The sequence below is a fragment of the Modestobacter lacusdianchii genome (assembly GCF_054177765.1).
In genome coordinates this window covers 76,963-96,745 of record NZ_JBJJTJ010000013.1, presented here as the reverse complement: position 1 = coordinate 96,745, position 19,783 = coordinate 76,963, and the positions used below count along the sequence as shown (strand labels likewise).

13 protein-coding genes are annotated in these 19,783 nt (G+C 74.8%); 5 read left to right on the top strand and 8 right to left on the bottom strand.

Annotated elements, in window-relative coordinates; all coding sequences use genetic code 11:
- The 7 genes from ACJTNH_RS11850 to serS all read right to left on the bottom strand — a co-directional run.
- The coding region (locus tag ACJTNH_RS11850) for a chemotaxis protein CheW (RefSeq protein ID WP_458175851.1) at positions 1–1,435 on the bottom strand (1,435 nt) is incomplete at its 3' end.
- Between the two features lie 5 nt (positions 1,436–1,440).
- Positions 1,441–4,251 carry a methyl-accepting chemotaxis protein gene (locus tag ACJTNH_RS11845; RefSeq protein ID WP_458175849.1) on the bottom strand — a complete coding sequence of 937 codons (2,811 nt, stop codon included), beginning with the start codon at positions 4,249–4,251 and terminating at the stop codon, positions 1,441–1,443.
- Between the two features lie 274 nt (positions 4,252–4,525).
- Positions 4,526–6,166: a methyl-accepting chemotaxis protein gene (locus ACJTNH_RS11840; RefSeq protein WP_458175847.1), complete on the bottom strand. Its 1,641-nt coding sequence runs from the start codon at positions 6,164–6,166 to the stop codon at positions 4,526–4,528.
- Positions 6,167–6,344: 178 nt separating this feature from the next.
- A complete protein-coding gene (locus ACJTNH_RS11835; RefSeq protein WP_458175845.1) occupies positions 6,345–7,979 on the bottom strand; it encodes a methyl-accepting chemotaxis protein in 1,635 nt (544 codons plus the stop codon).
- Positions 7,980–8,117: 138 nt separating this feature from the next.
- Positions 8,118–8,927 (bottom strand): HAD family hydrolase, encoded by an 810-nt coding sequence (locus tag ACJTNH_RS11830; protein ID WP_458175843.1) that lies wholly within the window; start codon positions 8,925–8,927, stop codon positions 8,118–8,120.
- Positions 8,920–9,873, bottom strand: coding sequence for an HAD family hydrolase (locus ACJTNH_RS11825; RefSeq protein ID WP_458175841.1), 954 nt, complete (start codon positions 9,871–9,873; stop codon positions 8,920–8,922). The genes ACJTNH_RS11830 and ACJTNH_RS11825 overlap by 8 nt, the downstream gene beginning before the upstream one ends.
- Positions 9,870–11,174 carry a serine--tRNA ligase gene (gene serS / locus ACJTNH_RS11820; RefSeq protein WP_458175839.1) on the bottom strand — a complete coding sequence of 435 codons (1,305 nt, stop codon included), beginning with the start codon at positions 11,172–11,174 and terminating at the stop codon, positions 9,870–9,872. Before serS ends, ACJTNH_RS11825 begins: the two co-directional genes overlap by 4 nt.
- A gap of 287 nt (positions 11,175–11,461) precedes the next feature.
- On the opposite strand from serS, the gene ACJTNH_RS11815 reads away from it, so the two are divergent.
- From ACJTNH_RS11815 to ACJTNH_RS11805, 3 genes are all read left to right on the top strand, one after another.
- Positions 11,462–12,895 carry a GuaB1 family IMP dehydrogenase-related protein gene (locus ACJTNH_RS11815; protein ID WP_458175837.1) on the top strand — a complete coding sequence of 478 codons (1,434 nt, stop codon included), beginning with the start codon at positions 11,462–11,464 and terminating at the stop codon, positions 12,893–12,895.
- Between the two features lie 10 nt (positions 12,896–12,905).
- Positions 12,906–13,253 (top strand): metallopeptidase family protein, encoded by a 348-nt coding sequence (locus tag ACJTNH_RS11810; protein WP_458175835.1) that lies wholly within the window; start codon positions 12,906–12,908, stop codon positions 13,251–13,253.
- Between the two features lie 218 nt (positions 13,254–13,471).
- Positions 13,472–13,807, top strand: coding sequence for a GroES family chaperonin (locus ACJTNH_RS11805; protein WP_299954705.1), 336 nt, complete (start codon positions 13,472–13,474; stop codon positions 13,805–13,807).
- Between the two features lie 154 nt (positions 13,808–13,961).
- Here the strand turns inward: ACJTNH_RS11805 and pheA are convergent, their stop codons facing one another.
- Positions 13,962–14,924: a prephenate dehydratase gene (gene pheA, locus ACJTNH_RS11800; RefSeq protein ID WP_458175833.1), complete on the bottom strand. Its 963-nt coding sequence runs from the start codon at positions 14,922–14,924 to the stop codon at positions 13,962–13,964.
- A gap of 116 nt (positions 14,925–15,040) precedes the next feature.
- Between pheA and ACJTNH_RS11795 the strand changes: the two genes are divergently transcribed.
- Entirely contained in the window at positions 15,041–16,822 is a 1,782-nt protein-coding gene (locus ACJTNH_RS11795; protein ID WP_458175831.1) for a diguanylate cyclase, read from the top strand.
- Positions 16,819–19,752, top strand: a complete 2,934-nt coding sequence (locus ACJTNH_RS11790; RefSeq protein ID WP_458175829.1) for a diguanylate cyclase domain-containing protein — start codon at positions 16,819–16,821, stop codon at positions 19,750–19,752. The genes ACJTNH_RS11795 and ACJTNH_RS11790 overlap by 4 nt, the downstream gene beginning before the upstream one ends.
- Positions 19,753–19,783: the final 31 nt, after the last annotated feature.

The window sequence follows — 19,783 nt, the reverse complement described above, 5'->3', positions numbered from 1 at the left end:
CCCCCCCCCCCCCCCCCCCCCCCCCCCCCCCCCCCCCCCCCCCCCCCCCCCCCCCCCCCCCCCCCCCCCCCCCCCCCCCCCCCCCCCCCCCCCCCCCCCCCCCCACGGCCTGGTCGGCGTCGGTCCAGGTCAGCGGGGAGATGCTGCGCAGGGCGTCGACCGTGAACGCCACCACCCCGTCGTCCACCTCGACCAGCAGCAGGCAGGTCGACGGCCCGACCTCCCGCTGCTCGCGGCCGAGCAGGGTCGACAGGCACAGCACGGGCACCACGGCCCGCCGGTGGGTGACCAGCCCGAGCAGGCCAGGCACCGACGTCCGGGTGAGCGAGTCCGGGAACGGCAGGATCTCGCTGACCTGCTCCAGCGGCGTGGCGACGTCCAGGCCGATCGAGTAGGTCAGGTACGCCGGGGCCCCGCCGGCCGCGGCGGCCGCGGCCGACACGGCCGGGTCCTCGTCGCTGCGGGTGGTCTCCAGCGCGGTGTTCACCGCCGCGAAGCCCGACAGCTGCGGGTCGGTCAGCATCGTCGCGCCGTCCAGCACCAAGCAGTCGCCGACGCCGGCGACCTCCACCATCCCGGCCAGCAGGTCCGGCCGCGGGAGGGCGAACGAGGGGGTGGGCAGGACGTCGTCCGGGCCGATGTGGGCCAGCTCCAGCAGCTCGCTCAGCGCCAGCACCACGTAGCCGTGCCCGAGGTCCAGCACCAGGCCGGCCCCGGTGTCCGCGCGCGGGAGCTCACCCAGCCCGAGCAGCACCAGCGGGTCGACGACCGGCACCTCCCGGTCGGCGTACACGACCGTGCCCGGGCACATCCGGCTGGTCAGCACGGAGGTGTGCAGCTCCGGCGTCGGGATCGTGGTGTGCACGTGGGCGGCGTCGATCGCCAACCGGTACTCCCCGCAGCGGAGCACGGTCAGGGTGTGCCGGCCGGCCACCGGCCCGCCGGCCCCCACCGGCGCGGCGTCCCGGGTGACGTCGGTGACGGTGGGCACGCCCGGCAGCTGCAGCACCGCCGCGGCGTCCAGCACGCTGTACGCCCGGCCCGTCTCGGGGTGCCGGAAGGTGTGCGAGAACAGCAGCCCGCCGCCGTGCGCGTGCGCGGCCACCAGGCTGTCGGCGGCGACCTCGCAGATCCCCTGCACCTGGTCGGCCAGCAGGCCGAGCACCCGGTTGCCCGAGGCCACGACCACGACGACCTGGTCGGGGCGGCGGTCTTCCGGGCGGCCGGTCACCGCCTGCAGGTCGAGCACCGGGAGGACCAGACGCCGCAGCTCGATCGCGCCGAGCAGGCCAGGCGCCGCAGCCGGCAGCCCGGCCAGCTCGGCCGGGCAGGGCACGACCTCGCGCAGTGCCGACAGCGGCAGGGCGACGTCCGTCCCGGCCAGCCGCAGCAGGCCGTAGACGACGTCCGCGTCGGGGTCCTCCGGGTCGGTCACGGCCGTCAGTCCCCGACGGCGAGCTGGGAGATGAGCTCGTCGACCTGACGGGACGCCTCCTGCTGCTGCTGCGTGGACTCGGAGATGCTCAGGATCGTCTCGTTGGTGCGGGTGACGCTGCTGACGATCCGCTCGAAGGCGCTCTCCGCCCGCTTGGAGACCTCCGAGCCCTGGGCGACCCGCTCGGCGGACTCCTCGATGAGCTTGCCGATCTGCTGGGAGGCCTCGAACGAGCGCTCGGCGAGCTTGCGCACCTCACCGGCGACGATGGAGAAGCCGACGCCGTGCTCACCGGCCCGGGCCGCCTCGATCGAGGCGTTGAACGCCAGCAGGTTGGTCTGGTTGGCGATCTCGCCCATCACCCGGACGATCTCGGTGATCGAGTTCGACGACCGCTGGATCAGCGCGATCGCCTCCAGTGACGCGCGCAGCGCCTCCACGCCCTGCCGGGCGTTGTCCTGGGTCTCGGCGGCCAGCCCGGTGGCCGTCTGGGAGCTGCGGGCGATGTCCTCGATGGACGCCGACAGGTGGCGGACCGAGGCGGTCATGTCCCTGGTGCCCAGGGCGATCCGCTGCTCCCGCTCCACCTCCGCGGTGACGTCGTAGGCGAACTTCACCACCTTGAACGGCTGGCCGGTCAGGTCGAGGATCGGGTTGTAGGTGGCCTGGATGTGCACGTCCCGGCCGAACTTGCCCTTCCGGTGGAACCGGCCGGCCAGCACCTCCCCCGCGCCCAGCCGCAGCCAGAAGTCCCGGTACTCCGGCGAGCGGATGTACTCGTCGTCGCAGAACTCGCTGTGGTGGTGGCCGATGATCTCCCGCCGCGCGTAGCCCATGGTCCGCAGGAAGTTGTCGTTGGCGGTGAGCACGTTGCCGTCCAGGTCGAACTCGATCACCGCCTGGGCGCGGTCCACCGCGTTGACCCGCGCCTCGATCTCGGCGCTGCGCAGCTTGGCCTCGGTGACGTCGCTGGCGAACTTGACCACCTTGAACGGCCGGCCCAGGTCGTCGAGGATCGGGTTGTAGGTCGCCTGGATCCAGACGTCCCGGCCGCTCTTGTGGATCCGCCGGTACTCCCCGGCGTGGAAGTCCCCACTGCTCAGCTTCTCCCAGAAGTCCCGGTACTCCTGGGTGTTGGTGTAGACGGGGTCGCAGAAGACCCGGTGGTGCTTGCCCTTGACCTCCGACAGCGTGTAGCCCAGGGCGTCGAGGAAGTTCTGGTTCGCGGTGATGATCGTGCCGTCGAGGTCGAACTCGATCACCGCCTGCGCGCGCTCGATCGCCGTCACCTTGCCGGTGTACTCGGCGTTCTGGCGCTTGGCCCGCGTGACGTCGGTGGCGAACTCGACCACCTTCACCACCCGGCCGGAGTCGTCGAGGATGGGGTTGTAGGTGGCCTGCAGCCACACCTCGCGCCCGTCCCTGTCCCGCCGCTTGAACTCGCCGGACTCGTAGTGGCCCTGGCCCAGGCGCTGCCAGAACTCGGCGTACTCGGCGGACGCGGCGTACGAGGGCTCGCAGAACATGCGGTGGTGCTTGCCGCGGATCTCGGCCAGCGGCCAGCCCATCGTGTCGACGAAGTTCTGGTTGGCCGTGAGGATGCGGCCGGTCAGGTCGAACTCGATGACCGCCTGGGCGCGCTCGATCGCTGCCACCTTGCCGCGCGCCTCGGCGCCGGCGAACTTGGCCTCGGTGATGTCGCTGGCGAACTTGACGATCTTGATGGGCTTGCCGGCGTCGTCGAGGATCGGGTTGTAGGTGGCCTGCAGCCACACCTCGCGCCCGTCCTTGGTCAGGCGCTTGAACTCCCCGGACTCGTAGCCACCGCTGCCCAGCCGGGCCCAGAACTCCTCGTACTCGGCGCTGCTGGCCAGCGTCGGCTCGCAGAACATCCGGTGGTGCCTGCCCTGGATCTCGGGCAGGGCGTAGCCCATCGTCGCCAGGAAGTTGGCGTTCGCGCTGAGCACGGTGCCGTCGGTCTTGAACTCGATCACCGCCTGGGCCCGGTCGATCGCGGCGACCTTGCCGCGGGACTCGGCGTCGGCCAGCCGCGCGACGGTGATGTCGCTGGCGAACTTGACCACCTTGAGCGGGTTGCCCTCGTCGTCCAGGATCGGGTTGTAGGTGGCCTGCAGCCACACCTCGCGGCCGCCCTTGGCCAGCCGCTTGTAGACCCCGCCCTCGAACTGGCCAGCCCCCAGCCGCTGCCAGAACTCGGCGTACTCGGCGCTGGCGGCCGTGCTCGGCTCGACGAACAGGCGGTGGTGCTTGCCGCGCACCTCGGCCAGCGTGTAGCCCATCGCGTCCAGGAAGTTGGAGTTGGCGGTGAGCACGGTGCCGTCGAGGGCGAACTCGATGACCGCCTGCGACCGGTCCAGCGCGACGGCCTGGCTCTGCTGCTCGAGCGCGGCGACCTTGCCCTCGGTGATGTCGGTGGCCAGCACCACGACCTTCACCGGCCGGCCCGAGGCATCCGGGATGGGGATGTAGGAGCCGCGCAGCCACACCTCGCGGCCGCCCTTGGCCATCCGCTTGACGACCACGCCCGCGTCGACCTCGCCGGCGGCCATCCGCTCCCAGAACGCGGCGTACTCGGCCGACGCGGCGTGGGCGGGGTCGCAGACCTTCCGGTGGTGCTGCCCGACCAGCTCCGCGGCGGAGTACCCCATGATGTCGAGGTACTGCTGGTTGGCCGTCAGCACGGTCCCGTCCAGCGCGAGCTCGACCATCGCGGACGAGTCGCGCATCGCCTCGGCGATCCTGCACAGCTCGCGCACGTCGTCGGGGGCGGCGGCCTTGCCGGCGGGGGTGGGCATGTGGGGCACCTCGATGGCTGTGGACGATCAGGGGGGACGCTGCCAGCTTCGGCCGCTGCGGCCCCGTTCTTCAGCGGACGCCACGGTCGTTCGGGGCGCTGTCCCACCCGGCACACCCGTCACACCGGCTCGCCCTGCCGCAGCCGGGTCAGCACGCGGTGCCGGGCGCGCAGCGACCCCGTCCACGCATGGTGACGTGCGGAGAGGGCCCCGCTCCGGTCCCTGCGACGCGGGGACTGGAGCGGGGCCCTCTCGGACGGGGAGCCGGGTACAGCTAGACGGTGAACCGCCGGACGGCGTCCTGCAGCTCGTCGCTCATCCGGGCCAGGTCCGCGGCCGAGCGCTGGGCCTCGGCCACGCCCTCGTTGGTCTGCTGCGTGCCCGCGGCGAGACCGGAGATGGCGGTGGCGATGCTGCGCGAGCTGCTGGCCGCCTCGGCGACGTTGCGGTTCATCTCGTTGGTGGTGGCGGTCTGCTCCTCCACGGCGGCGGCGATGGTGGCCTGGTAGTCGTTGATCTGCCCGATGACCGCGCTGATCTCCTCGATGGCCGCGACGGCGCCGGCGGTGTCGCCCTGGATGGCCTCCACCCGCTTGGAGATGTCCTCGGTCGCCCGCGCCGTCTCCTGCGCCAGCTCCTTCACCTCGCTGGCCACCACCGCGAAGCCCTTGCCCGCCTCACCGGCCCGCGCCGCCTCGATCGTGGCGTTGAGCGCCAGCAGGTTGGTCTGCTCGGCGATCCCGTTGATCAGCTTCACCACCGTGGCGATCTCCTGGGAGGAGTCGCCCAGCTTGCCGACGGTGCGGGTGGTGTTCTCCGCGACGACCACGGCCTGCCCGGCCACCCGCGACGCCTCGCTGGCGTTCTGCGAGATCTCCCGGATCGCCGCCTCCATCTGCTGCGACCCGGTCGACACCGTGTCCACGCTGGAGGCCACCTCACCGGCGGAGGCCACGACCACGTCGGCCTGACCGGTGGCGGTGCGGGCGCTCTCGGCCATGCCGGTCGCCCCGGCGTTCAGCGCCTGCGAGGCACCGGCCAGCCGGCCGGCGGACTCGTTGACGAGCGTGAGCACGCCGCTGAGGGAGTCCAGGGTGCTGTCCAGCGACCGCGCGACCTGCCCGATCTCCGCGCCGCCGGTCTCGCCGGCGCGCACGCTCAGGTCACCGCCGGCGACCTGGTCGAGCACCTCCCGGACCCGCTGCACCGGCCGCATCACCGAGCGGACGACGAGCAGCGCGAGCACCACCGAGACCAGCAGGCCCACCGCGATGATCAGCAGGGTCGTGGTGCGGGCGCTGGTGTAGGCGTCCCGGGCCTCCTCGGCCGTGGCCGCGGCGTCGGCGGCCGCGGCGTCGGTGGCGGTCACCAACGCCGAGGAGATGGCCGCCTCGGTGTCGTTCATCTGCGCGATGAGGGCCATCGTCTGCTGCGGCGTGCGGGTGCCCTGCCCGGTGGACAGCTGCTGGAGCAGAGCCAGGTACTGCTGCGACGAGGCGGCGAACTGCTCGTACCCGGCGCGGGCATCCGCGGCCAGCGGCAGGTCGGCGGCGGCTGCGGTGTCCTCGGTCAGCACCTCCAGGCTCTCGGTCGACGCCTGGGCGAACGCGGCACGCGTCTCGGGCGGCAGCGAGGTGATGCTGGCCCGGGCGTTGCTGGCGGAGAACTGCCACCACTCGGCCTGCAGCTGCCGCAGCGCGTCCAGCGGCACGGCACCCTCGGCGTGCACCTGCTCGGCCTTGTCGCTGAGCACCGACATGCGCTGGATGCCCACCAGACCGACGGTCAGCGTGGTGACCGCGACCAGGCCGATCGCGACGAGCAGCCGCCCGCGCAGCCCCACCCGTGCGGCGAGGGCGCCGAGCCTCCCGCCTTCCGGCTCGTCCTGCGCCTCGTGCCGTGCTCCGACGTCCATCTGGGCCTCTCCGTCCGTGGGCTCGCTGCTGCGGCCCGCTCAGCGTTGTCATCGGCAGTCCGGCGGTTCGATCGAGCGCAACCGGAACCGCGCCTCCCGACGGGGTGACCGGGCCCGGACGGCAGGACGCCGGCCACCGCAGGAGCGGTGACCGGCGTCCGGGCGGAGGCTGGGTCGGTCACACGGTGAACCGGCTCACCGCCTGCTGCAGCTCGTCGCTCATCCGGGACAGCTCGGCCGCGGACTGCTGCGCCTCGGCGACCCGCTGGTTCGTCTCGGCGGTGCCGGCCGCCAGGCCGGTGATGGCCGTGGCGATGCTCCGGGAGCTGCCCGCCGCCTCGACGACGTTGCGGTTCATCTCGTTGGTGGTAGCGGTCTGCTCCTCGACCGCCGCGGCGATGGTCGCCTGGAAGTCGTTGATCTCGGCGATGACCGCGCTGATCTGGCCGATCGCCTCGACCGCCCCGGCGGTGTCGCCCTGGATGGCCTCCACCCGCTTGGAGATGTCCTCGGTCGCCCGCGCCGTCTCCTGCGCCAGCTCCTTGACCTCGCTGGCGACCACGGCGAAGCCCTTGCCCGCCTCACCGGCCCGCGCCGCCTCGATCGTGGCGTTGAGCGCCAGCAGGTTGGTCTGCTCGGCGATCCCGTTGATCAGCTTCACCACGGTGGCGATCTCGGCCGAGGACTCCCCCAGCTTGCCGACCGTGCGCGTCGTGTCCTCCGCGACGGCCACGGCCTGCCCCGCCACCCGGCTGGCCTCGCTGGCGTTCTGCGAGATCTCCCGGATCGCCGCCTCCATCTGCTGCGACCCGGTCGACACCGTGTCCACGCTGGAGGCCACCTCACCGGCGGAGGCGACCACCACGTCTGCCTGCCCGGCGGCGGTGCGGGCGTTGTCCGCCATCGACTGCGCGCCGGCACTGAGCTGGGTCGACGCGCCGGCCAGCCGGCCGGCCGAGTCGTTGACCAGGGTCAGCACCCCGCCCAGGGCATCGAGCGTCTCGTCCAGCGACTCTGCGACCTGCCCGAGCTCGGCGCCGCCGGTGCGGCCGGCGCGCACCCGCAGGTCGCCCCCGGCGACCTTCTCCAGGGTCTCCCGGATCCGCTGGACCGGGCGGGTGACGCTGCGGGCCATCAGGACGGCCAGCGCAACGGAGACGGCGAGGCCGATCACCACGCCGGCGACGGTCAGCAGGCGGGCGCTGGCGTAGGCGTCCCGGGCCTCCTGCACGGTGGCCTCGGTGGCCGCGATCTGCCCGTCGGTGGCCACGTTGAGCGCGTCGACGGCATCCGTCTCGGCCTGGATGAGCGTGGGCAGGACCGTGTAGATGTCCCCACCCGCCGCGGCGATCTCGGCCATCTGGGCGCTGGTGTCGTCGTAGAGCGCGATCGCGGTCTGGAAGTCCTGGAAGGCGGCCTCGGTGGCCGGCTCGAGGGACGTCCCCTCCAGCTCCGCCCGGAGACCGTCCAGCGTGCCGCGGATCGCGACCGACTGCTCGCGCAGCGACTGGACGATGTCCGCGCTCAGGCCGGGGCTCTGGCTGCGCGAGGTGGCGGCCTGCATCTCCCAGTAGGTGGAGCGCAGCAGCAGGATGTCCCGCAGCGGGACGGCGCCGTCCTCGTAGACGGCCTCGGCCTGGTGGCTGAGCTCGCTCATCCGCACGACGCCGATGGCGCCCACGACAAGCGTGATCAGGGCGACCACGAGGAAGGCCACCAGCAGCCGGGCCTGCAGCCCCATCCGCTGGACGAGCCCCGTGCCCCGTGCGGAGCCGGGGGGCTCGGTGTGGTCGGTGCCCTGGACGTCGGTCATCGGTGGCCTCTCGCGCGGTCGGACGCACTCGAGCGTCCTGGTGAGCGTGAGATCGGCAGTGCACGACGGGTCTTGGAGCGCAGCGCGGTTCCGGAACCGGAAAGTCCACCAGGACGGGTCAGCCCGCCCCGCCCGCGGTCACGTTCGGAGCGTCGCCAGGAAGGCCGCCACCCCGTCGTCGTCGTTGGAGCCGGTCACCTCGGTCGCCGCGGCGAGCACGTCGGGGTGCGCGTGGGCCGTCGCGACCGCCTGCCCGCCGCCCTCACGCACCCAGTCGAAGGCGGCGAGGTCGTTGGGCATGTCGCCGAAGTAGACGACGTCCGCCGGCCCGAGCCCGCGCTCGGCCGCCAGCCGGGCCAGGCCGGTGGCCTTGGTGATCCCGCGCGCGGAGATCTCGGCCATCGCGTCGGAGGAGGAGGTGGTCACCGTCGCGGTGTCCCCCACCACCTCGGCGACCAGGGCGACGAACTCGTCGCGGGACAGCCGCTCGTGCCGGGCCAGCAGCTTGGCCACCGGCTGGGCGACCATCTCCTCGAGGGTCGCCTCCGCGACGCCGGGTGCGTCCTTGTCCCAGCGCGGCCGGTAGATCGGCTCGTGCCGGAACTGGTCGCCGTACTCGACGGCGAACCAGGTGTCCGGCTGCCGGCGGCGCAGCTGTGCGGTGACCTCCCGCAGCACCTCGGGCTGCACCGGGTGCTCCTCCAGCACCCGGAACGCCCCCAGGTCGAGCAGGACGGCGCCGTTGCAGCAGATCGCCGTACCGCCGCCCAGCCGGTCCCGGACGCCGAGCATCCACCGCGGTGGGCGGCCGGTGGCCAGCACCAGCGGGACGCCGTCGTCGGCCCAGCGGCGCAGCTCGGCCAGGGTGGCGTCGCTGATCGTCTCGTCGTTGCGCAGCAGCGTGCCGTCCAGGTCGCTGACGATGAGCTTCGGGCGCCAGTCAGACATCGGTGCCCTCCAGGGCGAGCAGGGCCTCGAGGTAGCGGGCGACGCCGTCGGCGTCGTGGCCGCTGGTCCGGTCACCGGCGGCGGCCCGGACGGCGGGGTGGGCGTTGGCCATCGCGACCGCCCGGCCCCCCGCGGCGGTGACCGCCTCGAACATCGGCAGGTCGTTGGGCATGTCGCCGAACACCAGCACGTCGCCGAACCCGAGCCCGAGCGCGTCCAGGACGACGGCCAGCCCGGTGGCCTTGGTGACCCCCGGCGGCAGCACCTCGATGAAGCCCAGCCCGGCGTGGGTCAGCTCGGCGTCGGCCGGGTCGACCACCGAGCGGGCCAGCGCGACCAGCTGGTCCTCGCCCAGCCGCGGGGAGCGGAGGAACACCTTGAGCACCGCCCCGACCGGCAGGACCTCGTGCCGGGGCAGCAGGTGCGCCGGCTCCGGGTAGGGCCAGTCGAAGCCGTGCTGCACCCGCAGCGGCCGCAGTGCCTCGGCCTGCTCGGCGGCGTCCTCCACGGCGACGATCAGCTCACCGGCGACGTCCTCGATCGCGGCGATCACCGCGGTGGCGACCTCACGGGTCATCCCGACGGTGCGCAGCACCTCGTCCGGCTCGCCGCCGGTGCCGAACCGCACGACATAGCCGCCCTGGGCGAGGACGGCGATGCCCTGCCCGGCCATCGCCGCGCGGACGCTCTCCAGCAGCCGCGGCCCGCGGCCGGTGGCGCCGACCACCGGGATGCCCGCGGCGCGGCAGGCGGCGATCGCGGCGGCGGTGCGCCCGCTGACCTCGCCGGCCGAGTCGAGCAGCGTGCCGTCCATGTCGCTGACCACCAGCCGCGGCCGCCAGCTGCCCAGCCGGGCACCGAGGTCGCCGAGGTCGACCAGCTCCTGGGCGCGGCCGGCCGCGGCCGGGGCGGTGAGGCCACCACCGCCGGGCTGGTCTGCGGTCATGCGGGGAACCCCGGCCCGGCGACCGCCGCCAGCGACATGCCGGGGGTGAGCACCTCGTGCCCGCCCAGCCAGGGCCGCAGCGCCGCCGGCACGTGCACCGAGCCGTCGGCCTGCTGGTGCACCTCGAGCAGGCAGGCGATGGTGCGGGCGATCGCGCACAGCGTGCCGTTGAGGGTCGCGGCCGGTTGCGGCTTCCCGTCGGCGTCCCGGTGGCGGATCTGCAGGCGGCGGGACTGGAAGGTGGTGCAGTCCGAGGTGCTGGTCAGCTCGCGGTAGGCGCCCTGGCTGGGGAACCACGCCTCGATGTCGAACTTGCGGGCGGCGCTGGTGCCCAGGTCGCCGGCGGCGATGTCGACCACCCGGTAGGGCAGCTCGAGCAGCTGGAGGAACTCCTCCTCCCACTGCAGCAGGCGGCGGTGCTCGGCCTCGGCGTCCTCGGGGGCGCAGAAGCTGAACATCTCGACCTTGTCGAACCAGTGCACCCGGATGATGCCGCGGGTGTCCTTGCCGTAGGAGCCGGCCTCGCGGCGGAAGCAGGACGACCAGCCGGCGTAGCGCTTCGGACCGGCGGAGAGGTCGAGCACCTCCTTGCTGTGCATCCCGGCCAGCGCCACCTCCGACGTCCCGACGAGGTAGAGGTCGTCGCGCTCGACCCGGTAGATCTCCTCGTCGTGCTCGCCGGTGAAGCCGGTGCCCTCCATCGCCTCCGGCTTGACCAGCGCCGGGGCGATGACCGGGGTGAACCCGGCGGCCACCGCGCGGGTGATCGCCAGCTGGGCGAGGGCGAACTCCAGCAGCGCGCCCGGGCCGGTGAGGAAGTAGAAGCGGGCGCCGGAGACCTTCGCGCCGCGCTCCATGTCGATCGCGCCGAGGGCCTCGCCGATCTGCAGGTGGTCGCGCACCTCGAAGTCGTAGGCGGGCACCTCGCCGACGGTGCGGATCTCGACCGCGTCGTCCTCGCCGCCCGGCGGGACGTCGGGGTGCACCACGTTGGGGATGCGCAGGTGCAGGGCGTGCAGCGCCGCGTCCGCGGTGCGCTCGGCCTCCTCCGCCTCCTTCACCTGCGCGGCCAGCGCCTTGGCCCGCTCCAGCACGGCGGGGCGCTCCTCCTTCGAGGCGCCGCGCACGGCCTGCGAGGCGGCCTTCTGCTCCGCGCGCAGGTCGTCGGCGGCCTTGACCGCCGCCCGCCGCTCGGCGTCGGCGGCCAGCAGCTGGTCGACCAGGGACTCGTCGGCGCCCCGGGCACGCTGGCTGGCGCGGACGACGTCGGGGTTCTCGCGGACGAGGCGCAGGTCGATCACGCCCTGATCGTAGGTGTCTCAGCCCGCCACTCCCGGCCCCGCGCCCGATCGCTGCCCCCGGGCCGCCGATGTCGGCCACGCACCCCGCCACGATGTCGACCTCCCGGGTCGACCCGCGCCGGCTGACGTCGAGCCGCGCCAGGACGTGGTCCCACGGCAGGGCAGGCGGCTCGACGTCACGGCCGGCGGCTCACGTCCAGGCGGAGAGGTCCACGTCGGGGCGGCTGGACGCCGGGCGGGCGGGGCGACGGCTCCCCCGGCCGCCGGGGTCCTGGGACACTGGGGTCATGCGGTTCCTCGGTGACGCCCGTCCGGCCCACGACCTGACCTACGCCGACGTCTTCATGGTGCCGGCGCACTCGACGGTCGGCTCCCGGCTGGAGGTCGACCTGACCACCCCCGACCGGGTCGGCACGACCGTCCCGATCGTGGTCGCCAACATGACGGCGATCTCCGGACGGCGGATGGCCGAGACCGTCGCCCGCCGCGGGGGCCTCGCCGTGCTGCCGCAGGACATCCCGGTCGACGTCGTCACCGAGGTGGTCGACTGGGTGAAGCACCGCCACCCCGTCTACGACACCCCGATCACCCTCTCCCCCACCTCCACCGTGGGCGAGGCGCTGTCGCTGCTGACCAAGCGCGCGCACGGCATCGTCGTGGTGGTCGAGGGCGGGGCGCCGGTCGGCGTGGTCACCGACGGCCAGTGCCAGGGCGTGGACCGGTTCACCCAGCTGTCCGAGGTGATGACCCGCGACCCGCTGACCATCCCGGCCGGCACCGACCTGCCCAAGGTCTTCGACGTCCTCTCCGGCGAGCGGATCAGCGCCGCACCCGTGGTCGAGGGCGACCGGCTGGTCGGCGTTGTCACCCGCAAGGGCGCGCTGCGCTCGGCGATCTACACACCGGCGACCGGGCCCGAGGGGCACCTGCTCACCTCAGCCGCGGTCGGGATCAACGGCGACGTCGCCGGCAAGGCGAGCGCACTGCTGGCCGCCGGGGTCGACGTGCTCGTCGTGGACACCGCGCACGGGCACCAGGAGAAGGCGATCGAGGCGGTCGCCGCGGTGCGCTCGGTGGCCGGCAGCACCCCGGTCGTGGCCGGCAACGTGGTCACCGCGCAGGGCACCCGCGACCTGGTCGAGGCCGGGGCGGACGTCGTCAAGGTCGGCGTCGGCCCGGGCGCCATGTGCACCACCCGGATGATGACCGGGGTCGGCCGCCCGCAGTTCTCCGCGGTCGAGGAGTGCGCCGCGGCCGCCCGCGAGCTCGGCAGGCACGTGTGGGCCGACGGCGGCGTCAAGCACCCCCGCGACGTCGCCCTCGCGCTGGCCGCCGGCGCGGCGAACGTGATGGTCGGCTCCTGGTTCGCCGGCACCTACGAGAGCGCCGGCGACCTCAGCGAGGACGGCACCGGCCGGCAGTACAAGGAGAGCTTCGGGATGGCCTCGGCCCGCGCGGTCAAGGCCCGGACGTCGTCCCAGTCCGGCTTCGACCGGGCCCGCGCCGGCCTGTTCGAGGAGGGGATCAGCTCCTCCCGGATGTACCTCGACCCGGCCCGCCCGGGCGTGGAGGACCTGATCGACCAGATCGTGGCCGGCGTCCGCTCGTCGTGCACCTACGCCGGCGCCCGCACCGTCGACGAGCTGCACGAACGCGCGGTGCTGGGGGTGCAGAGCGCGGCCGGCTACGAGGAGGGCCGCCCGCAGCCGACCAGCTGGTGACGCTGCACTGATGGACGCGATCCCGCTGCCCCGGTTCGAGGAGCTGGTCGCCGACGCCCTCGACGAGGTGCCGGCCCCGCTCATGGACCTGCTGGACAACGTCGTCGTCCTGGTGGAGGACCGCAACCCCGACGAGCCGGACCTGCTCGGCCTCTACGAGGGGTACGCCCTCACCGAGCGCGGCGCCGACTACGGCGGCACCCTGCCCGACCGGATCATGATCTACCGCGCAGCGATCTGCGACGTCTGCGAGGACGAGGACGAGGTGGCCGAGGAGGTCGCGATCACCGTCGTCCACGAGATCGCGCACCACTTCGGCATCGACGAGGAGAAGCTCCACGCCCTCGGCTGGGGCTAGCCCCCGCGCTTTCGCGCGATCAAGCACCCCCCGCGCTTTCGCGATCAAGCACCCCGCGCGCTTTCGCGCGATCAAGCACCCCCCGCGCTCTCGCGCGATCAAGCACCCCCCGCGCTCTCGCGCGATCAAGCACCCCCCGCGCTCTCGCGCGATCAAGCACCCCGCGCGCTTTCGCGCGCTCAAGTACCGGCTCGGGCCGGCGGGTAGCGTTGCCGGACGTGCCTGAGGACGTCGCCCGGAGCGGCTCGCTGCCGATCAAGATGCTGCACGACCGCCTGCTGGTCTCCCTCCGCAAGGAGGACGGTGACCGCCGGTCCAGCGGCGGCATCCTGATCCCGGCCACCGCCCAGGTCGCCAAGCGGCTGGTCTGGGGCGAGGCGAAGGGAGTCGGCCCGAACGTGCGGCAGGTCAAGGTCGGCGACCAGGTGCTCTTCTCCCCCGAGGACCAGCACGAGGTCGAGGTGCACGGCGAGGACCTGATCATCCTGCGCGAGCGCGACGTGCACGCCGTCGCCGCCGAGCGGATCGAGGAGTCGACCGGCCTCTACCTGTAGGCGCAGCGGCCGGGGAGCGTGCCGTCGCGTGCACCGTCCACGGAGCTCGGCGCGCCCGATGGGGTGACGGACCGGTCCGGTCCCGAGTGTCGGGCGGCCGGTGGAGGCCGCAGACTGGGCGACCGTGGCACGCAATGCGGTGGGCCGAGGGCGGTCAGTCCGCCGCGCCCTGCCGCACCCGGGCCAGCCACGCCTCCGCGTCGGCGAAGGCGGCGTCGCCCACCCGCTCCTGCACCGGCTTGCCGGCCAGCGCGTCGGCCCGCGGGTAGGAGCCGAGGAACCGCAGCTCCTCGGCGAGCCGGTGCAGCGCCGCGAGCGCGTCGCCCACCCGCCGGTCGGCCACGTGCCCCTCGCAGTCGATGGAGAAGGAGTAGACGCCCAGCCGCTCCCGGGTGGGCCGCGACTCGATCCGGGTCAGGCTGATGCCGCGGACGGCGAACTCGGCCAGCAGGTCCAGCAGCGCCCCGGTGCGGTCGGCGACCACGGCGGTGACCGTCGTCTTGTCCGCACCCGTGGGGGCGGGCAGCTGCCCGGGCAGCTGCACCAGCACGAACCGGGTGACGGCGCCGGGGTGGTCGGCCAGGTCGGTCGCCAGGGCGTCCAGGCCGTACCGGTCGGCGGCGATGGCCGCGCAGACGGCGGCGTCGAGCTCGCCGGCGGCCACCCGGCGGGCCGCGTCGGCGGTGGAGGCGGCCGGCAGCACGTCGGCGTCCGGCAGCAGGTCGGCGATCCGGCCACGGCACTGGGCCAGCGCGTGCGGGTGGCTGCCGAGGGTGCGCACCTGGTCGACCGTCGTCCCGGGGCGGACGGCGAGCACGAACGCGACCTCGAGGAACACCTCGCGGGTGATGACCAGCGGGTCGCCGTCGACCAGGCCGTCCATGGTGGCCGGCACCGACCCCTCGACCGAGTTCTCCAGCGGCACCAGGGCGGCCTGGACGCCGCCGGTGCGCACGGCCTGCAGTGCGGCGGCGATGCTGGGCTCGGGCCGGGCTGTCCACCCCGCGGGCGTCCCGGCGGCAGCGGTGAGCCTGCCGAGCGCAGCCTCGGCGAAGGTACCCTCGGGACCCAGATAGGCGAACCCCGTCGGAGCTGTGCTGTCCGTGGAACGCGGCATCCGGCGAGGGTAGTGCGGCCGCTCCGGGTCCCGTGGGCCCCGGCGCGGGGGGAGCTGCCTCGTCACCGGCCGGGTACGCGCATGGCGCGTGCCCTGACTGTGGAGGGGAGGGACGCGTGACCGCCGGCCCGGACGTCCTCGACGAGCTGCAGCTGGAGACGGCCCGGTGGCGGCTGCTGGCCGCCAGCGCCGCCGACGAGGCACGCGTCTTCACCGACGAGCTGGCCGGGGTCGCCGGCCCGCTGGCCGCCACCGGTCAGCCGTGCTGGGACGCGTGGTCGGCCGCGTTCACCGCCCGCGCTGCCCTCTTCGACGGCGACGCCGACACCGCCGACGCCGGCGTGGCGGCCGCCCGGGCCGCGCTCGAGCGCTGCGCCCCCACCCCCGAGCGGGCCCTGGTGCTGGCCTACCTGGCCCACCTCGAGGTCACCGCCGACCGGTTCGACGCCGCCCTGCACCTGGCCGTGGACGCCAGCCTGCTGGCCGACCAGGTCGCCGCCGAGAGCCCGAGCCGCGAGCTGCACCAGGCGCACGCCTGGCTGTCGCTGGCGCTCACCGGCCTCGACCTGGAGGAGCTGGCCGTCGCGCAGTCGCTGCGCGGCGCCCGGGTGGCCTCGGCCCTGCCCGACCTCGGTTACCAGTGGCAGCTGCTGCGGCTGTGCGCCCAGCAGCACGCCGAGCTGGCGCAGACGGTGCACCGCCGGGGCGACACGGCCCGGTCCCGGGACCTCGCCGAGGTGGCGGTGCAGTGCGCCACCGCGGCCCGGGCCCTGCCCTGGGAGCCGGCCGAGACCGACACCGACCTGCTCGACGTCGTCCAGGCCTGGGCGATGACGCTGTGCGGGCAGCTGGACGAGGCACTGCCGCCGCTGCGCCGCGTGCGCCGGCACCTGGCGGGCGGCCAGGGCAGCACGTGGCTGGCCGGCTACGCCGACCTGCTGCTGGCCCGGCTGCTGACGCTGCGCTGCGCCCGGGACGACGAGCCGGGCCGGCCACAGGGCGAGGAGGCCGTGGAGCTGCTGGTCAGCGCCTCGGGCGCCTTCGCCGCGGTCGGTGACCGGCGCCGCTACCGGCAGTGCCTGCTGGAGCTGGGCCAGGCAACGGCGGCGATGGGCTCGACCGCCGAGGCGCTGCACTGGCTGGAGGCCTACCGGCAGGAGACGACCCGGGCGCACCTGCGCAGCCGGGAGCTGTGGGCGGAGATGTTCGTGCGCCGCAGCCGGCTCCGGGAGGCCCAGCGCCAGACCGCGGTGCTGCGCCGGCACGCCCTGGAGGACGCGCTCACCGGCCTGGGCAACCGGCGCAGCGCCGAACGGCGGATGGGCGAGCTGCGGCTGGACCGGGAGCCGGTGTCGCTGGCGGTGGTCGACGTCGACGGCTTCAAGGCCGTCAACGACGAGAACTCCCACCTGCACGGCGACGGCGTGCTGCGCCGGGTCGCCGAGCTGCTGCGCCAGCACTCCCGCACCGGCGACGAGGTGTTCCGGTGGGCCGGCGACGAGTTCGTGGTCGTGCTGCCCAACACCGGGGAGGCGCGGGCGGTGGTGGCCATGGAGCGGCTGCGCAGCGCCGTGGCCGGCGCCGACTGGACTGCCCTGGACCTGCCCTCGCCGGTCACCGTCAGCATCGGTGTCGCCTCCGCCGGTCCGGCGGGAGCGGGCGGGGCGCGGACGTGGCGTGAGCTGTTCGACACCGCCGACCTGCACCTGTTCGCCGCGAAGCGGAGCGGCCGCAACCGGGTGCGGGCCGCCGGCGGTGGCCAGCCCGCGCCGGCCCCGGCCCCCCGGCCGGCCGGGGTGCCGACGGACGCGTCGGTCGACGACCTCGTCGCCGAGGTGCTCGGCAGCGCGCCGCGGCGCCCCGGCTGGGCGTTCGAGGACGGCGAGGTGACCTCGTGAGGCTGCGCCGCGCCCGGGGTCCTGAGGGGCAGCTGGGGCGGGAGGGGCAGCCCGCGGCCCCGGTGCGTGACACGCCCCCGGACGACGTGCACAGTGCGCTGGTGCCGCCCGGTCTCCTGCACCACCAGGTGAGCTCAGCTCTCGCCAACTGGCAGCTCGACGCCGCCGAGGCGCTGCTGCACCAGATCGACGGCTCGCTGCCCACCCGCGACCGGTCGGCGGCCCCGCTCACCTCGCTGGCCCGCGCCTGGGCCGACACGCTGCGCGCCGAGCTGCTGGTGCGCCGGCTGCGGCTGGCCGGCTACTCACTGCTCGGCGAGCCCCTGGTCGAGGGCGGCCCGGAGCAGGAGGGCCCGCTGGACCTGCACGCCCCGGCCGACGGCACCGGCGACGAGGCGGTGGACCGCGAGTCCCGCTCGGCGTCGGCGACGCACGCCGCGCAGGCGATCGCGCTGGTGCGCTCCGCGCGCGCCGCCTTCGACGCCCAGGACGACGACCTGCAGCGCGCCGCCGGGCTGGCCCGGCACGCCCGCATCGAGCTGCTGTCCCGCCGGGTCGACGCCGCCATGGACGAGGCCGTCGAGGCGGCCAGCCTGCTGGACCCGGCGCTGCCGCCCAGCCCCTTGCTGGTGCACACGCTGAGCTCCCTGGCCGCGGTGCTGGCCGACCTGGAGCTCATGCCGCTGGCCCTGGACTACCAGCGCCGCGCCGCCGAGGTCTCCGCCGCGGCGCCCGACGCCGTCCTGGTCGGCCTCGCCGGCGAGGCGGCCACCCGGCTGGCGGCGCTCTGCGCCGAGCTGGGCGAGGGCCTGCTGGACGACGGCAGCACCGAGGCCGCCCGGCCGCACTTCACCGAGGCGCGCGACCTCACCGCCGGCGCGCTGGAGCGGCTGCCCGCCGGTGACCCGGGGGTGCTCGACGCGCAGGTCGTGCACGGCTGGGCGCTCGTGGGGCTCGGCGAGCACGCGGCCGCGGCTTCCTTGCTGCGCAGCGTGGTCACGGTGGCCACCACCACCGACGACCGGGGCCTGCTGGCCTCGGCGGAGCTCGGTCTCGGTCGGGCGCTGCGCCGCTCCGGCGAGCCGCGCCGCGCCGACGACCACCTCGCCGCGGCCCTGGCGCTGGCCACCGAGCACGGCCTGCCCCGGCTGCGTCGGGCCGCCCTGCGGGAGCTGTGCACCCTGCACGCCGAGCTGGACGACGCCGCCCGCGCCCTGCCCTACCTGCAGGCCTACCTCGCCGACGAGCTGGACCGGGTCGACGAGCGGCGCACCCGCTGGGTCGAGCTCTTCGGCCGGCGCAAGAGCCTGCTGGAGACCGAGCGGGCCGCCGGCCAGCTGCGCCGGCAGGCCTACGAGGACCCGCTCACCCACCTGCCCAACCGCCGGTACGCCGAGGCCCGGCTGGACGGGCTGCTGTCGTCCGGGGCGCTGCCCGCGCTGGCCGTGGTCGACGTCGACCGGTTCAAGGCGATCAACGACGCCGCCGGCCACCCGGGCGGTGACGCCGTGCTGCGCGCGGTCGGCCAGCTGCTGGTCGACGGCTGCCGCGACACCGACGAGGTGTGCCGCTGGGCCGGCGACGAGTTCGTCATCCTGCTGCCCGACACGACCGCCGAGCAGGCCGAGCGGGCGATGGAGCGGATCCGCCGCTCGATCGCCGGGCACTACTGGTCGGCCCTGGGCGTCGAGGTGCCGGTGCGGATCAGCGTGGGCATCGCCCAGGCCGCCCGTGGCGACGACCGGCGCACCCTGTTCGCCGCCGCCGACGGGGTGCTCTACGACGCCAAGCGCGCCGGCCGCGACCGGGTGGTCCGGCTGTCCGGCGTCACCCAGACCCGGGCAGACGACCCCGGGACGACGACCGACGGCACGGCGGTCGAGGTGGTGGCCGACACGACCTCCACCGGCGTCCCGGCCGAGGCCGGGGCGGCCCTCATCATGGAGACCATGACCGCCTCTCCGCTCTCCGACGGCTTCGACGAGCAGGCCGACGGCGACCCGGCCGACGTGACCGCCGGGTTCGCCCGGCTGCTGGTCGAGCCGGCCGTGGAGACGCCCGAGCCCGCCGCGGAGCCGGCTGGGCCCGAGGCCGGCGAGGAGCCACCGGCCCGGCCGAGCAACCCGCTCGACGAGCTGTTCGGTGGCCCGGTCCGCCGGCCGAGCGGCCGCCGGATCGGCCCGGCGGAGGCCGTCTCCGCCCCGGCCCCGACGCGCCCGGCCCCCGCCAGCGCGGCCGTGCCCCCGGCCCCGGCCCCGGCCCCGATGACCGTGCCGACCGCGGCTCCGGTCTCGCGGGAGCCGGCGTTGCCCACCGGTCCGGACGTCATCTGGGGCACCGGCCGCAGCACCGAGCAGGTGCTCGCCCTGGTGCGCGAGGCCCGCCGCGAGCACCCCGACTCCCCCGCGATCGTGGTGCGGGCCAGCGCCGACACCCTGGTCGCGCTGGCCAGCGAGCACGACGCCTACACGACGATGGACGCCGCGGCGATGTCCGCGGCGGTCGGCCCGGTGCCCGACCCGGTCGGCCGGGTCGGCGTGCTCTGCGCCAGCAGCGGCGACACCCCGATCGCCGCCGAGGCGGCGTTCGTCGCCCGGGTCACCGGCACCGAGGTCGTCCGGGTCGACGACGTCGGCGGCAGCCGGATCGCGCCCCTGCTCGCCGACCGGTCGATGCTCACCGACGTCGACTGCCTGGTGGTCGTCGCCGGCCTGGACGCCGCACTGGCCAGCGTGGTCAGCGGCCTCACCGAGGTGCCGGTCGTGGCGGTGCCCACCTCGGCCGGCCAGGGCAGCTCGTTCGGCGGCTTCGGCGCGCTGATGACGATGCTCAACTCGGCCGCACCGGGCGTGGTGGTCAGCAACATCGACAACGGCTGGTCCGCCGGCGTCTTCGCCGCCCGGATCGCCCGCCGCACCGCGCGCCCCTGACCGCACCCGCCGAGTCGATCACCGCCGATCG

Excerpts from the sequence above, each read along its gene's own strand:
- ACJTNH_RS11845 (WP_458175849.1), bottom strand. The coding sequence starts at position 4,251 with ATGCCCACCCCCGCCGGCAAGGCCGCCGCCCCCGACGACGTGCGCGAG.
- ACJTNH_RS11840 (WP_458175847.1), bottom strand. The coding sequence starts at position 6,166 with ATGGACGTCGGAGCACGGCACGAGGCGCAGGACGAGCCGGAAGGCGGG.
- ACJTNH_RS11835 (WP_458175845.1), bottom strand. The coding sequence starts at position 7,979 with ATGACCGACGTCCAGGGCACCGACCACACCGAGCCCCCCGGCTCCGCA.
- ACJTNH_RS11830 (WP_458175843.1), bottom strand. The coding sequence starts at position 8,927 with ATGTCTGACTGGCGCCCGAAGCTCATCGTCAGCGACCTGGACGGCACG.
- ACJTNH_RS11825 (WP_458175841.1), bottom strand. The coding sequence starts at position 9,873 with ATGACCGCAGACCAGCCCGGCGGTGGTGGCCTCACCGCCCCGGCCGCG.
- ACJTNH_RS11815 (WP_458175837.1), top strand. The coding sequence starts at position 11,462 with ATGCGGTTCCTCGGTGACGCCCGTCCGGCCCACGACCTGACCTACGCC.
- ACJTNH_RS11810 (WP_458175835.1), top strand. The coding sequence starts at position 12,906 with ATGGACGCGATCCCGCTGCCCCGGTTCGAGGAGCTGGTCGCCGACGCC.
- pheA (WP_458175833.1), bottom strand. The coding sequence starts at position 14,924 with ATGCCGCGTTCCACGGACAGCACAGCTCCGACGGGGTTCGCCTATCTG.